This window comes from Rhodococcus sp. RD6.2, from assembly GCF_001040705.1.
Lineage (GTDB): Bacteria > Actinomycetota > Actinomycetes > Mycobacteriales > Mycobacteriaceae > Rhodococcus_G.
On sequence record NZ_CVQP01000005.1, the window covers coordinates 554,874 to 568,583 of the forward strand.

General features: G+C 69.6%; 10 protein-coding genes and 1 riboswitch. Of the genes, 3 read left to right on the forward strand and 7 right to left on the reverse strand.

Annotated features, from left to right (window positions below):
* Positions 1-65: 65 nt before the first annotated feature.
* The 3 genes from cobJ to cobG are packed head-to-tail and all read right to left on the reverse strand — an operon-like array spanning position 66 to position 3,352.
* Positions 66-1,556, reverse strand: a complete 1,491-nt coding sequence (gene cobJ, locus RHCRD62_RS09070; protein ID WP_050064332.1) for a precorrin-3B C(17)-methyltransferase — start codon at positions 1,554-1,556, stop codon at positions 66-68.
* Complete coding sequence (locus RHCRD62_RS09075; protein WP_050064333.1) at positions 1,553-2,179, reverse strand: precorrin-8X methylmutase; 627 nt, start codon at positions 2,177-2,179, stop codon at positions 1,553-1,555. Before RHCRD62_RS09075 ends, cobJ begins: the two co-directional genes overlap by 4 nt.
* An 18-nt stretch (positions 2,180-2,197) precedes the next feature.
* The gene (gene cobG, locus RHCRD62_RS09080; protein WP_050064334.1) at positions 2,198-3,352 is read right to left on the reverse strand and encodes a precorrin-3B synthase; all 1,155 of its coding nucleotides are present in this window, start codon (positions 3,350-3,352) and stop codon (positions 2,198-2,200) included.
* A gap of 29 nt (positions 3,353-3,381) precedes the next feature.
* Positions 3,382-3,500: riboswitch (cobalamin riboswitch) on the forward strand.
* Between the two features lie 34 nt (positions 3,501-3,534).
* On the opposite strand from cobG, the gene cobN reads away from it, so the two are divergent.
* A complete protein-coding gene (gene cobN, locus RHCRD62_RS09085) occupies positions 3,535-7,179 on the forward strand; it encodes a cobaltochelatase subunit CobN (RefSeq protein ID WP_050064335.1) in 3,645 nt (1,214 codons plus the stop codon).
* Positions 7,180-7,245: 66 nt separating this feature from the next.
* Here cobN and RHCRD62_RS09090 read toward each other — a convergent pair whose 3' ends face one another.
* Entirely contained in the window at positions 7,246-8,610 is a 1,365-nt protein-coding gene (locus RHCRD62_RS09090; RefSeq protein ID WP_050064336.1) for an MFS transporter, read from the reverse strand.
* A 224-nt stretch (positions 8,611-8,834) separates the two neighbouring features.
* On the opposite strand from RHCRD62_RS09090, the gene RHCRD62_RS09095 reads away from it, so the two are divergent.
* Positions 8,835-9,215 carry a PPOX class F420-dependent oxidoreductase gene (locus RHCRD62_RS09095; protein WP_050064337.1) on the forward strand — a complete coding sequence of 127 codons (381 nt, stop codon included), beginning with the start codon at positions 8,835-8,837 and terminating at the stop codon, positions 9,213-9,215.
* Positions 9,216-9,288: 73 nt separating this feature from the next.
* Here the strand turns inward: RHCRD62_RS09095 and RHCRD62_RS09100 are convergent, their stop codons facing one another.
* From RHCRD62_RS09100 to RHCRD62_RS09110, 3 genes are all read right to left on the reverse strand, one after another.
* Positions 9,289-10,116 (reverse strand): hypothetical protein, encoded by an 828-nt coding sequence (locus RHCRD62_RS09100; RefSeq protein ID WP_157050847.1) that lies wholly within the window; start codon positions 10,114-10,116, stop codon positions 9,289-9,291.
* 189 nt (positions 10,117-10,305) lie between these two features.
* Positions 10,306-10,686 (reverse strand): RNA-binding S4 domain-containing protein, encoded by a 381-nt coding sequence (locus tag RHCRD62_RS09105; RefSeq protein ID WP_050064339.1) that lies wholly within the window; start codon positions 10,684-10,686, stop codon positions 10,306-10,308.
* A gap of 9 nt (positions 10,687-10,695) precedes the next feature.
* Positions 10,696-12,126: a lipase maturation factor family protein gene (locus RHCRD62_RS09110; RefSeq protein ID WP_050064340.1), complete on the reverse strand. Its 1,431-nt coding sequence runs from the start codon at positions 12,124-12,126 to the stop codon at positions 10,696-10,698.
* Positions 12,127-12,275: 149 nt separating this feature from the next.
* Between RHCRD62_RS09110 and RHCRD62_RS09115 the strand changes: the two genes are divergently transcribed.
* Positions 12,276-13,232, forward strand: coding sequence for a LysR family transcriptional regulator (locus tag RHCRD62_RS09115; RefSeq protein WP_050064341.1), 957 nt, complete (start codon positions 12,276-12,278; stop codon positions 13,230-13,232).
* Positions 13,233-13,710 lie beyond the last annotated feature (478 nt).

Below are 13,710 nucleotides of genomic sequence, written 5' to 3' on the forward strand. Positions count from 1 at the left end.
GTGATTCATTTTCTGCAGGTCACAGCGTTACACGCTACGATCCGACTCCGCAGGCCGGCCTGCGGTCAGCCCGGATAGCGCCTCGGGGTGAACACCTTCCGCTCGCCGCCGGACTCCACGACGGTGGTCTGTGACGATCCGACGATGAGCAGGGTCCGCATGTCGACCTCGGACGGCTCGAGCTCGCCGAGCGGAACGATCCGGACGCTCTCCTCCGGTCCGGCGACGTCGCGGCCGACGATCACCGGGGTCTCGGGGGAGCGGTGCTCGAGCAGCAGGTCCTTCATCGCACCGACCTGCCACGTGCGTGACTTCGACGCCGGGTTGTAGACGGCGATCGCCATGTCGGCGGCCGCGACCGCGGAGATGCGGCGCGCGACGACGTCCCACGGCTTGAGCCGGTCGGACAGCGAGATCATCGCGTAGTCGTGCCCCAGTGGTGCGCCGACCCGGCTGGCGACGGCGTGCGCGGCGGTCATGCCGGGCAGCACCCGCACCGGCACGTCACGCCACTGCTCGTCGGCGGCCATCTCGATCACCGCCGCCGCCATCGCGAACACGCCGGGATCACCGGAGGAGACCACCGCGACGCGGGCGCCGCGTTTGGCGAGGTCCAATGCCATTGCGGCACGCTCGGATTCGACCTTGTTGTCGCTGGCGTGCACGTTCTGGCCGGGGCGCACCGGCACCCGGTCGACGTAGGTGGTGTAGCCGACGATGTCGGTGGCGCGCGCCAACTCGTCCCGCACCTCCGGTGTCGTCCACGCATCGTCGCCCGGGCCCAGTCCGACGACGGTGACACAGCCGTCCTCGGCGGCCTGCGTCGCGGCCGGGTTGTTGGACGGGCTCGGCACGATCGCGATCGAGAAGTACGGGACCTGCGACTCGTCGACGTCCGCGGCGCGCAGCACCCGCTGCCGGTCGCTGCTGGCACGTTCGACGTAGGACGCCTCGGCGAGCCGCCCCGAGTCCTCGAGGGCCTTGCGCACGGCCGGGAAGGTGCGGCCGAGCTTGAGGATCGCGGCGGAGTCCGTCGCGCGCAGTCGCCGCGTCAGCTCCTCGGCGGGCAGGGTGCCCGGGAGGATCGTGAGGACCTCGTCGCGTTCGACGAGGGGTACACCGAGCGCGGCGGATGCGGCACTGATCGAGGTGACCCCGGGGATGACCTCGGCGTCGAATCGGTCGCACAGCCGTTTGTGCATGTGCATGTAGGAGCTGTAGAACAGCGGGTCGCCCGCGGCGAGCAGGGCGACGGTGCGACCGGCGGCGAGGTGCGCGGCGAGGGTTTCGGATGCCTCCGCGTAGAAGTCGTCGATGGCGCCCTGGTAACCGCCGGGATGGTCCACCGTCTCGGTGGTGACCGGGTAGACGAGGTGTTCCTCGATCTGGCCGTCGCGCATGTAGGGCGCGGCGACGGCGCGGGAGATGCTGCGTCCGTGCCGGGCGCTGTGGAACGCGACGACGTCGGCGTCACCGATGATCCGGGCCGCCTTGACGGTGACCAGTTCGGGGTCGCCGGGGCCGAGACCGATTCCCCAGAGTTTCCCGGCCATCATTCGACCTCCGTCGCGATCGCGTTGAGGGCTGCGGCCGTGATCGCGCTGCCCCCGCGCCGTCCCCGCACCACGATGTGGTCGATGGCGCCGGCGCGGACGATGAGGTCCTCCTTGGATTCGGCGGCACCGATGAACCCGACCGGGCACCCGATGATCGCCGCAGGCTTCGGAGCGCCCTGGTCGATCATGTCCAGCAGGTGGAACAGCGCGGTCGGGGCGTTGCCGATCGCGACGACCGCACCCTCGAGCTTCGGACCCCACAGTTCCAGTGCGGCGGCCGACCGGGTGTTACCGAGACGTTCGGCGATCACCGGTACCCGCGGGTCGCCGAGCATACACACCACATCGTTGTTGGCGGGCAGTCGCTTTCGCGTCACACCCGAGGCGACCATCGTCGCGTCGCAGAAGATCGGCGCTCCGCTGCGCAGCGCACCTCGGGCGGCCGAGACCACTCCCGGCGTGAACGCGACGTCGGACGTGAGGTCGACCTGGCCGCATGCGTGAATCATCCGCACGACCACCTGCGCGACGTCCGCGGGGAACCGAGACAGGTCCGATTCGGCGCGGATCGTGGCGAAGGACTGGCGGTAGATCTCTGCGCCGTCGCGGATGTAGTCGGTCATGGCGCACACGATATTGGGTCAGCGTGCGGGCGGGTCCACCCGGTAGCCGTCGTCAGTGGCGACGACGTCCGTGACGGCGCCGCGCGGTCGTCCGCAGCGGCGTTCGCATCCGGCCCAGTGCTGGCGCCCCTCCGCGGGCAGCGTTTCGGTCTCGACGGCGCGCACCGCGTCGGCTCGCACGTCGGTGAGGGACTTCGCGCATCCGGGTTGGCCGGCGCAGGCGCTGACCTGCAGCCACGGTGAGTCCGCATCGAAGATCAGTCCCATCGGCGCCAGCACCCGCACGACCTGTTCGGCCATGTCCTCGGTCAGGTCGTGCAGTAGCACCGAGCGCCACGGCGTCACCGTGATCGGGCGGTCGACGGCGACGAGGAAGTCGGCGAGCCGAGCAGGGAGCACCCCGAACCGCAGTCCCGCAGCCAGCGTGACGCCGCCGTCCGGTTGGTCGATCCAGCCGATCGGTCCCGTCGTCGCGGGCGCGGCCAGCTCGATCACCTCGGCTGTCGCGGACAGCCCGAGACGCTGCACCACCGCGGCGGGACCGTCCTCGATCTCGTGGAGACGCCACCGCGAACCGCGGATCTCGCGCAGCACCCGCGCCGCGCCCAGGAGCGCCGTGACACCGTCGTCGGGGCGCAGGCGGACACCGTGGTCGGCGCCCGCGAGGACCAGCGCGATCTCGGTCGGCGTCACCGCGTGCAGTCCGATGTCACCGCGCAGCGCGGTGACATCGCCGCGGCCGTCGTCGAGGGTGAACAGGACCCGTCCCGGCAGATCCGCGAGGTCGGGGTCGGCGCACAGTCCGGCGTCGACGTCGGCGACCCAGCCGCGGACGTCGACGAACCCGCCGACCCGACCCGACAGGGGCGTGGCGAGGATGTTGCGGACCCGCTCGTGCGTCGCGGACGGCAGCAGCCGGACCGCCGCGAGGCGGGCGGCGAACGCCGCCGGGTCCGTCACCGCGCGGAGTTGGACGTTGCCGCGCGACGTCAGTTCGATCTCACCGCCCGCCAGGTCGCGGGACGCGTCGGCCAACGCCTGTAACTGTGCCGGGCTGATCGCGCCGCCGGGCAGCCTGGCACGGGACAACGCGCCGTCGGCGGCCTGGTGCACTTGCAGTGCACCGGGGCACGCGTCGGGGCGGGAACGGTCGGGGGAGGTGAGCTCGGACATCGCCTCCAGGGTACGGCGGGCCCACCGGTAGCATCACCAACCATTGCGGCAGCTCGAGAGGAAGCCGGTGTGATTCCGGTGCGGTCGCGCCACTGTGACCCGGGATTGTCACCGGGAAGCCAGACCCTCCGAGGCTGCCGTCCCGACCAAGTGGGGCGCGAAACCCCGAGGAGGCCCGTCACGTGATCCTGCTGCTGTCGACGTCCGACACCGATCTGCTCAGTGCCCGCGCCAGCGGCGCCGACTACCGCTGGGCGAACCCGTCGAGGCTCCTCGTCGACGACCTGCCCGGCCTCCTCGATGGAGCGGATCTGGTCGTGGTCCGCATCCTCGGCGGCAGGCGGGCGTGGGAGGACGGGCTGGACGTCGTCCTCGCGGCGGGCACACCGACGGTGGTCCTCGGCGGCGAGCTCGCGCCGGACGCCGACCTCATGGAGCTGTCCACGGTGCCCGGCAACGTCGCGGCGCAGGCGCACACCTACCTCGCCGAGGGCGGCGCCGCGAACCTGGCGCAGCTGCACGGCTTCCTCTCGGACACCGTCCTTCTCACCGGCGTCGGCTTCGAGGCGCCCGTGCACACCCCCACCTGGGGTTACCTCGACGACACCCGCTGGTTCCGTGATGTCACATCGGTTCACTCGGCGACCCCCGATGTGACATCAGGGAACCCCACAGTGGCGGTGCTGTACTACCGGGCGCAGCACCTGGCGGGGAACACCACGTACGTCGAGGCGCTGTGCCGGGCGATCGCGGACCGCGGCGCGCGGCCGCTGCCGATCTTCTGCGCGTCGCTGCGGACTCCCGAACCGGAGCTGCTCGACGTGCTCGGCACCGTCGACGCGATGGTGGTGACGGTCCTCGCCGCGGGTGGCACGAAACCGGCGGGCGCCTCGGCCGGGGAGGACGACGAGTCGTGGGACGTCACCGCGCTCGCTGCGCTCGACGTGCCGATCCTGCAGGGCCTCTGCCTGACGAGCAGTCGTGAGTCCTGGGAGGCGAACGACGACGGGCTGACGCCGCTGGACGTGGCGACGCAGGTCGCGGTGCCGGAGTTCGACGGACGCATCATCACGGTCCCGTTCTCGTTCAAGGAAGTCGACGCCGACGGCCTCACCACGTACGTCCCCGACGCCGAGCGGGCGGCGCGCGTCGCGGGCATCGCGGTGCGGCACGCGCGGTTGCGGCACGTCGCCAACTCGGACAAGCGGATCGCGCTGATGATGTCGGCGTATCCGACGAAGCACGCGCGGATCGGCAACGCGGTCGGCCTCGACACCCCGGCCAGCGCGATCGCACTTCTGTCGGCGATGCGCGACGCCGGATACGACCTCGGTCCCCGGGACGGGGAGGACGCGCTGCCCGGCCTCGCGGACGGCGACGGCGACGCCCTGATCCACGCCCTGATCGCGGCGGGAGGGCAGGACCCGGACTGGCTGACGGCGGAACAGTTGGAGGGCAACCCGATTCGCATCTCCGCCGCCCGCTACCACGAGTGGTTCGCGACGTTGCCCGCCGACTTCCGGGACGCCGTCGAGGAGCACTGGGGGGCTGCGCCCGGCGAACTGTACGTCGACCGCAGCGTCGACCCGGCGGGGGAGGTCGTCATCGCGGCCCTGCGGGTCGGCAACGTGGTGCTGATGGTGCAGCCGCCCCGCGGATTCGGCGAGAACCCGGTCGCGATCTACCACGATCCGGACCTGCCGCCGAGCCACCACTACCTGGCCGCGTACCGCTGGATCTCGGCGGCGGCGGACGCCGGGGGATTCGGTGCCGATGCGATCGTGCACCTCGGCAAGCACGGCAACCTGGAGTGGCTGCCCGGTAAGACGCTCGGCATGTCGGCGTCGTGCGGCACCGATGCCGCGCTCGGCGAGCTGCCGCTGATCTACCCGTTCCTGGTCAACGACCCCGGGGAGGGGACGCAGGCGAAGCGCCGCGCCCACGCGACCCTCGTCGACCATCTGATCCCGCCGATGGCGCGCGCCGAGTCGTACGGCGACATCTCCCGGCTCGAGCAGTTGCTCGACGAGCACTCGAACATCTCCGCGCTCGACCCGGCGAAGCTGCCTGCGATCCGGCAGCAGATCTGGACGTTGATGCGGGCCGCGAAGATGGACCACGACCTCGGGCTGGCGGAACGGCCCGAGGAGGACGTCTTCGACGACATGCTGCTGCACGTCGACGGCTGGCTGTGTGAAATCAAGGACGTACAGATCCGCGACGGCCTGCACGTGCTCGGGCAGGCGCCGGACGGTGACGCCGAGGTCGAACTCGTGCTGGCGGTGCTCCGGGCGAAGCAGATGTGGGGCGGTGAACGCACCGTCCCCGGGCTGCGGGAAGCGTTGGGCCTGAGCGAGAGCGGCGACGAGGCCCGGGGCCGCGTCGACGAGATCGAGCAGACCGCGCACGGCCTGGTCGCCGCGTTGCAGAAGGCCGACTGGGACCGCGCCGCCGCTCGCGAGATCGGCGCCGCGCACGGCGACCAGGTCGTCGCGGTGCTCGAGTTCGCCGCCACCGAGGTCGTCCCGCGACTGCGCGGCACGTCCCGCGAGATCGATCAGGTGCTGCGCGCACTCGACGGCCGGTTCATCGAGGCGGGACCGAGCGGGTCGCCGCTGCGCGGCCTGGTCAACGTGTTGCCGACCGGGCGGAACTTCTACTCGGTCGACCCGAAAGCGGTGCCGTCGCGGCTCGCGTGGGAGACGGGTCAGGCGATGGCGGAGTCGCTGCTCGCCCGCTACCTCTCCGACCACGGCACCTACCCGACGTCGGTCGGTCTGTCCGTGTGGGGGACGTCGGCGATGCGCACGTCCGGCGACGACATCGCGGAAGTGTTTGCGCTGCTCGGTGTCCGGCCGGTGTGGGACGAGGCGTCGCGCCGCGTCACCACACTGGAGGTCGTCGACCTCGAGGAGTTGGGCCGTCCCCGCATCGACGTGACGGTCCGCATCTCCGGGTTCTTCCGGGACGCGTTCCCGCACGTCCTCGCCCTGCTCGACGACGCGGTGCGGATGGTCGCAGGCCTCGACGAGCCGGCCGAACGGAACTTCGTCCGCGCGCACGCGCAGGCGGACCTCGCGGAGCACGGCGACGAGCGCCGCGCCACCACCCGCATCTTCGGCTCGAAGCCGGGCACGTACGGAGCGGGCCTGCTGCAGCTGATCGACTCGAAGTCGTGGCGCGGCGACGCCGATCTCGCGCAGGTGTACACGACGTGGGGCGGCTACGCCTACGGCCGCGGCCTCGACGGCGCGCCCGCCGCGGACGACATGCGGACCGCGTACAAGCGAATCGCGGTGGCCGCCAAGAACACCGACACCCGCGAGCACGACATCGCGGACTCCGATGACTACTTCCAGTACCACGGCGGCATGGTGGCAACGGTGCGCGCGCTGACCGGCAAGGACCCCGAGGCGTACATCGGCGACAGCACCCGCCCGGACGCGGTGCGCACCCGCACCCTGTCCGAGGAGACCGCGCGGGTGTTCCGGGCCCGGGTGGTGAACCCGCGGTGGCTCGAGGCGATGCGCCGCCACGGCTACAAGGGTGCGTTCGAGATGGCCGCGACCGTCGACTACCTGTTCGGGTACGACGCCACCACGAATGTCGTCGCGGACTGGATGTACGAGAAGCTCGCCGAGACGTACGTCCTCGACGAGCAGAACCGGGCGTTCATGGAGAAGTCGAATCCGTGGGCACTGCACGGCATCGCGGAGCGGTTGCTCGAAGCCGTGGAGCGGGACATGTGGGAGGAGCCGACGCAGGAGATCCTGGACGGGCTCCGGAAGGTGTACCTCGAGACGGAGGGCGACCTCGAGGACCGCTAGGGTAGGTCTCCGAACCCAGACCACGGCGATGGGGCCGAACCGGATTCCGGTTCGGCCCCATCCTGTTCAGGCCGCGTTCGCCTTTCCCCGGCGGATCAGCAGGGTGAAGCCGATCGCCGCGAGCGATGCCACGCTCAGCATCACGACGATCGCGGTCAGTCCGCTCGTCGTGTTGGCGCCGCTCGACAGTGCGGTGCTCGCGAGGATCATCGTTGCGATGGAGACACCGATGCCACTGCCTCCGGTACGGATGACGGCGTTGGTGCCTGCGGCCTCGCTGGTGGAATGCTCGGGTACGGCCTCGACGAGCAGGTTCGGCAGGGCGGTGTAGGCGAACGCCGTCGCCACCGACACGGTGATGACCATGATCATCATGCCGATGACGGAGTCGTGGAACACGAACAGCATCGCGTTGCCGATCAGGAACAACGTGCTGCCGATGAGCATCGAGGTGCGGGCACCGACCGCCGCGGCGATCCGCCCACTGAGCGGAGTGCACACGAACCCGAACATCGATCCGGCGAAGGAGAGCCAGCCGGCGTTGGTCGGGGTCAGGCCGAGACCGAACGGCGCGGTGGTCGGGGACTGCAGGACAATCGGGATGATCATCGTCGTCACACCGATGGGGCCGATCGAGATCGCGAACGTCGCGAGCATCGTCAGCGCGAACTTGCGGTTCGAGAACTGCCGGATGTTGACGATCGGCGAGGTCGTCCGCAGCTCCCAGAACACCCACAGCACCAGCGCGACGACGCCGCCGAGCACCAGGCCGAGGGTGGCGGGGTTCGTCCAGCCCCAGGCGGTGGACTTGTTCACGCCGAGAAGAACAGCGGCGATGGCAGGCACGAACGCGACCGCGCCGACGTAGTCCACGGTCTCCTTCGTACCGGTCGGCCGCCGCCAGGGCAGCACGAACACCACGAGGGCGATGGCGCCGATCGCGTACACCGCCGCGACGAGAAAGATCATGTGCCAGCTGGCGTGGTCCAGCAGGACGCCGGCGACCAGCAGCGAGGCCGATCCGGCGGCCACCGCGGACCCTGAGATGATCGCCACCGCCACCGGGACCCGGGATGCGGGTAGGTGCTCGCGGGCCAGTCCGATGCACAGCGGGAGGATCGCACCGGCGACACCCTGGATGGCGCGCCCGGCGATGATCCAGCCGATACTGTCGCCGACCGCGCTCACGATCGACCCGACGGCGGCCGCGCACAGCAGCACGATCAGCACACGTTCGCGGCCGTACATGTCGCCGAGCCGCCCACACACCGCCGCCGACGCGGCAGCCACCAGCAGGAACGCGGTCACGGCCCAGCCGACGGTCGCGGCGTCACTGTGGAACTCCGCAATGAACGTCGGAATGGCGGCGTACACCATCGACGTCTCGAATGCGCTGATGACCTCCACCGCCACGAGGACCGCAATGATCACCCAGGCGGAGCGCTGCCGGTCGTACCAACCGCTGCGGCGACCTCCTGCGGGAATCTCATCGACTCGAATCTGGTCTGTTGTTGTCACTGGACACCCGTCTGCCGTCAACCGGAATTCCGGCAAGCCGAAACCTCATTGCTTGCACGACGGTCAAGGTAGGGTTTTACGGAATGTCACACGGGTTGCTTCCCGGTGACCGAGACCACAGCCCCTAGGCTGCTGTCATGGGTGCCTCATTCGGCGATGTCGCCGCAGCGAAATACGTTCTGCTCACCACGTTCCGCAAGGACGGGACGCCGGTGTCGACCCCCCTGTGGGCCGCCCTCGACGGCGACCGGTTGCTGATGTGGACGGTGACCGACTCGTGGAAGGTCAAGCGGATCCGGCGGAATCCGCGGGTGACGGTCGCGGCATGCGACGTTCGCGGCAACCCGAAGGGCCCCGCGGTCGAGGCGACCGCGGAGATCCTCGACGTCGCGGGCACGGACCTCGCTCGCGACGCGATCGCCAAACGCTACGGACTTCTCGGGTGGATCATCATGAAGGGGAGCCTGCTGCGGCGGGGCCGGTCCGGCACGATCGGCCTGGCGGTGACCGCCCAGTAGCAGACCGCATGGCCCGAGCGGAGTTCCGGATCGAACCGGATATCCGCCCGGGCCACGCGACTCGGTTCGGAGGTCAGGACTGGCTGCTGCCGAACATGTCGGAGCTGCCGGCGCTACCGGAGCCGGAGCTCCCGGCGCTGCCGGAATCGGAACTACCGGCGCTACCGGAGCCGGAACTGCCGGCGTCGCCGGGGTCCGAGCTGCCGCTGACCACGCTGTTGGAATCGAAGTACACCGTGAGCTTCGCGCGATAGCTCGGCGCGGACAAGCTGAAGGTGCCGCCCGCCGGAACGAGGGACGAGCCGCCGCCGCCACCACCTGTTCCGCCGCCACCGCCGTACAGTCCGCCGCCGCCACCGCCGCCGATCCCACCGCTGCCACCGGAACCCAGCGTGCCTGCGGTGCCGCCGACACCTGCGGCTCCGCCCGCATTGATCGTGCCTGCCTGGCCGCCGGCAGGAGCGGACACACCGGCGTCACCGCCGGGACCCAGTCCGGAACCACCGCCGCCACCAGCGACGATCAGCCGGCCGGCGAGCGCGGCAACACCATCGTCGAGGGAGACGGTGCTCAGCGAGGAGTAGCCGCCACCGCGGTTCGTGCCTGCACCGCCACCACTTCCGATCACGACGTATACCTTCGAGCCGGGCGTGACCGCGACGTCTCCCTCGACCAGGGCGCCTCGACCTCCCTGAGGGCCGGCGCCACTGCCGCCCTCGGCGACGACGTGCATCGTGGTGACATCCAGTGGAACGTCGAGGAAGAACTCCACGATCCCGGCCGAACTGTCGTATGTGCAGAACGCCTTGCCGTTCGCTGTCCCACACCCGGTTGACGCGTTCGGCTGTGCCGATACGCCGCCGGCGCCGAGCAGCGCCGCGGAGGCGGTTGCAACAGTCATCACAGCGACCGTTCGCGCCGCGCTGCGTCCTCGCCTCAGTCCTCGTCGACTGCCGACCAGACCGATCATCAACCACACCTCGCTCATCACGTCCATGCCGGAGCGAATGCCACCGGCGGCGGGAAGCATGACATGGACGCCAGTCCAGATGGAGCGAATTGGGGAGGATGATATCCCTAGTTCGGATAGCTAGTCTTCGTTGAATCCACGCAGCCGATTCAGCTCGCGCCGTTCACGTTTCGTCGGTCGACCCGTCCCGCGGTCCCGCTGCGGCACCGCCAGCAACACCTCACGAGCGGGCGGAGGGGGTGACTTGTCGATCAGACACAGGGCGGCCTCCGCGGCGCCGACCCGCTTGCGGATCAGCCGGGCGACCACGACGATCCGCTCCCGGCCGCCCACCCGCATCCGGATCTCGTCGTCGACCCGGACCAGCTGTGCCGGCTTGGCGGACACCCCGTTGACGCGAACATGGCCCGACCGGCAGGCGGCGGCCGCGGCGGATCGGGTCTTGAACAGGCGCACCGACCAGACCCAACTGTCGAGGCGCACACCCGAGGATTCCGACACGATCTCAGGCTACCGGCGCCCGAACCGGGCCCGGTTCACCGGATGCATGCACACACTGATCGGCTCCCGATCCCACCATCGGCCGGTCTCGCGGCGAGTGCGTCGGTCCGTGAACCGGTACTCGTACAGCTGTGCTCGTATCCACAGCGGCGGGGTGTCGGGGAACGGATTGTGGCGCAGCAGTTTCAGAGTGTCCCGGTCGTTCTCGAGGAGCCTGCGGACGAGGCCGCCGAACCAGCGGTCGCCGTAGCCGGGGGAGATCGCCGCGAACCACATCAGCCAGTCCAGCCGCAGGTGATAGGGCGCGAACTGACGCGGCCGCCGCGACGGATCGCCGGGTTTGCCGCGGAACTCGTACTCCCGCCACTCGGTGTGGGGCCCCGGTGCGTCGTCGTCGGTGCCCTCGACGACGATCTCGGTGCGGACCCGGGTCACGGTGCCGAACGCGCCGTACGTGTTGACGAGGTGCCAATGGTTGAACGAGGCGTTCATCAACTGGTGGTGGCCAGCCATGTTCCGCACAGGCCAGTAGCTCAGCACGACGACGCCCACGGTCACCGCCAGCGTCGCGGCCGTGAACCACAATGGCGCAGAGGACGGTTCCGGAACATCGACCGGGACGATCCGACCCAGCATCGAGTCGGGAAGCACCGAGCAGGCGAGCACGATCGCGAGCCAGTTCAGCCACGAGAAGTTGCCGCTGGCCACCAGCCACAGTTGCGTCACGATCATTGCGGCGGCAACCCACCCCGCGACCGGCTGCGGCGCGAACAGCAGGAACGGCAGCACCAGCTGCGTCACGTGATTGCCCGCTGCCTCGACACGGTGCAGCGGCCGCGGCAGGTGGTGGAAGTACCAGCTCAGCGGTCCCGGCATCGGCTGTGTCTCGTGGTGGTAGTACAGGCAGGTCAGGCGACGCCAGCACGGATCGCCGCGGATCTTGATCAACCCCGCCCCGAACTCGAGCCGGAACAGCAGCCACCGCAGGAGCAGCATCACCGTCACCGGCGCCGCGGTCTCGGTGTTGCCGACGAAGATCGCCAGGAACCCGGCTTCGAGAAGCAGGGACTCCCACCCGAATCCGTACCAGAGTTGCCCGACGTTCACGATCGACAGGTACGCCGCCCACAGCAGCAGCCACACCAGCATGCAGACCGGCAGCGGAAGCCGCGCCGTCACTCCGGCGACGGTCACCGCAGCCAGCGCGGCACCCGACCAGGCGACGGCGGCGTAGAACCGGTCCGAATAGTGCCAGTGGAAGATGCTCGGCGACCTCCCGAACGTCGACGTCGCCAGGAAGTCCGGGATCGGGAGCATCCCCGAAGCACCCAGCAACGCCCGGAACTGACGCGCCGCCGCGACGAACGCCACGAGATAGAGGGCCGCGAGCCCCTCCGTGAAGAGCCACCGGCCGAGAGAGCCAACGCCGAACCAGTCCATCGACACACACCCACCGAATCGGACGCTACTCCGTCGGCGACATCACGTCCGCGTGCAGTTCGACCGGTCACAGGTCGGTTGGAAAAGCGCTGATACCAATGGCCCCGCGGATCCAGCCTCTGGGCCTACGGTCGACCTACACTCGCGCCATGGAGATCCACACGCGGCAGCTCCGCTACTTCGTCGCCGTGGCGGAGGAGCTGAGTTTCACCCGCGCCGCGCAACGGCTGCACATCGCCCAGCAGGCGCTCAGCGCACAGATCAAGCAGTTGGAGCAGTCCCTCGGCGTAGTCCTGCTCACCCGCACCACCCGTAGCGTCACCCTCACCGCCGCCGGCGCCGCGTTCTTCGAGGACGCGGCCGCGACCCTCGCAGCCATGGATGCCGCGGCCGAGCGAGCCCGCTCGATGCAGCGCAGCGAGAACGAACTACTGGTGCTCGGCTTCACCGAGGGCGCCGCACTGATCCTGACCGAGCCGATCATGTCGGCCTTCCGCGACCGCCACCCGGGGGTCACGATCGAGATGCGCCAGTCCAACTACGACACTCCGTCGGCGGGGCTCGACGACCGGTCGGTGGACGTGGCCTTCGTGCGGCGCCCACTCACCACCGACGGCATCGAGTTCGAGGCCCTGTTCCGCGAGCCGCGCGTGGCGATGATGCGGGCCGATCACCGCCTTGCCACTCGCTCCGCTGTCACCGCGGCCGACCTGATCGACGAGCCGATTTTCGGCGCCGCGACCACCGATGTGACATGGAACGCGTACTGGGAGCTCGACGACCATCGCGGAGGCAGACCCGGACGGGTGGTCTCCCGCTCCACCTCACTACTCGAGGAGTTCCAGAAGGTCGCGGCCGGAGTGGGCATCGCCGTCACGGTGGCGTGCGCGCGCTGGGTCCCCTACCCGGGGGTGACGCTGATCCCGATCGCCGACGACGAGCCGTCCGAGGTCGCGGTGGCTTGGGCGAGCGACAGTGACTCGGCGCTGGTTCGCTCCTTCGTCGACGCCGCCATCCGCGTGCGCGACGGGCGCCCGGACCTGGTCAAGCGACTGGAGGAACCGGACCTCACCGAACGAACGATGCCCACCCTGGTCCCGTACTGACAACGAAACCTTGTCAATCCATCCGGAAATCGGTGTTTCTCTTCCCTGTCTGTCCGGCCCTAGAGTTTCTCTCGTCGGCTCGTCCGGATGGGCGAACGACACCGACGACGGCGCCGGTCCCACTCGACCGACGCCTGGCGACCGCGCGCTCCTACCGCGGCACCGACCAGGTGAGGGGAAGCTGAATTACCACACGATGAATCTGCGACCCCGATATTGGCCAACAAGAAGTTCTGTCAACGGCTGCGCAATCAGCGGTACCCAACATTCTGCCACATCGAGGAAATGCCGGGTCCGACCATTCCGAACCGAGCGCGAACCGAAAAGGCCGTGGCCCATCCGCAATTATCCCGGCGCGATGAGAACCCGCCGCTGCCGGACGCCGTGACACTCCCTGATCGAACCGACCCATCCTCTACTGCAATCCTGGACCGTCTCGCAGCCTGCGACAATCACGCCCAACTGCCGAGACGGCAAT

Excerpts from the sequence above, each read along its gene's own strand:
- RHCRD62_RS09115 (WP_050064341.1), top strand. The coding sequence starts at position 12,276 with ATGGAGATCCACACGCGGCAGCTCCGCTACTTCGTCGCCGTGGCGGAG.
- RHCRD62_RS09095 (WP_050064337.1), top strand. The coding sequence starts at position 8,835 with ATGGGTGCCTCATTCGGCGATGTCGCCGCAGCGAAATACGTTCTGCTC.
- RHCRD62_RS09075 (WP_050064333.1), bottom strand. The coding sequence starts at position 2,179 with ATGACCGACTACATCCGCGACGGCGCAGAGATCTACCGCCAGTCCTTC.
- cobJ (WP_050064332.1), bottom strand. The coding sequence starts at position 1,556 with ATGATGGCCGGGAAACTCTGGGGAATCGGTCTCGGCCCCGGCGACCCC.
- RHCRD62_RS09100 (WP_157050847.1), bottom strand. The coding sequence starts at position 10,116 with ATGACTGTTGCAACCGCCTCCGCGGCGCTGCTCGGCGCCGGCGGCGTA.
- cobG (WP_050064334.1), bottom strand. The coding sequence starts at position 3,352 with ATGTCCGAGCTCACCTCCCCCGACCGTTCCCGCCCCGACGCGTGCCCC.
- RHCRD62_RS09110 (WP_050064340.1), bottom strand. The coding sequence starts at position 12,126 with ATGGACTGGTTCGGCGTTGGCTCTCTCGGCCGGTGGCTCTTCACGGAG.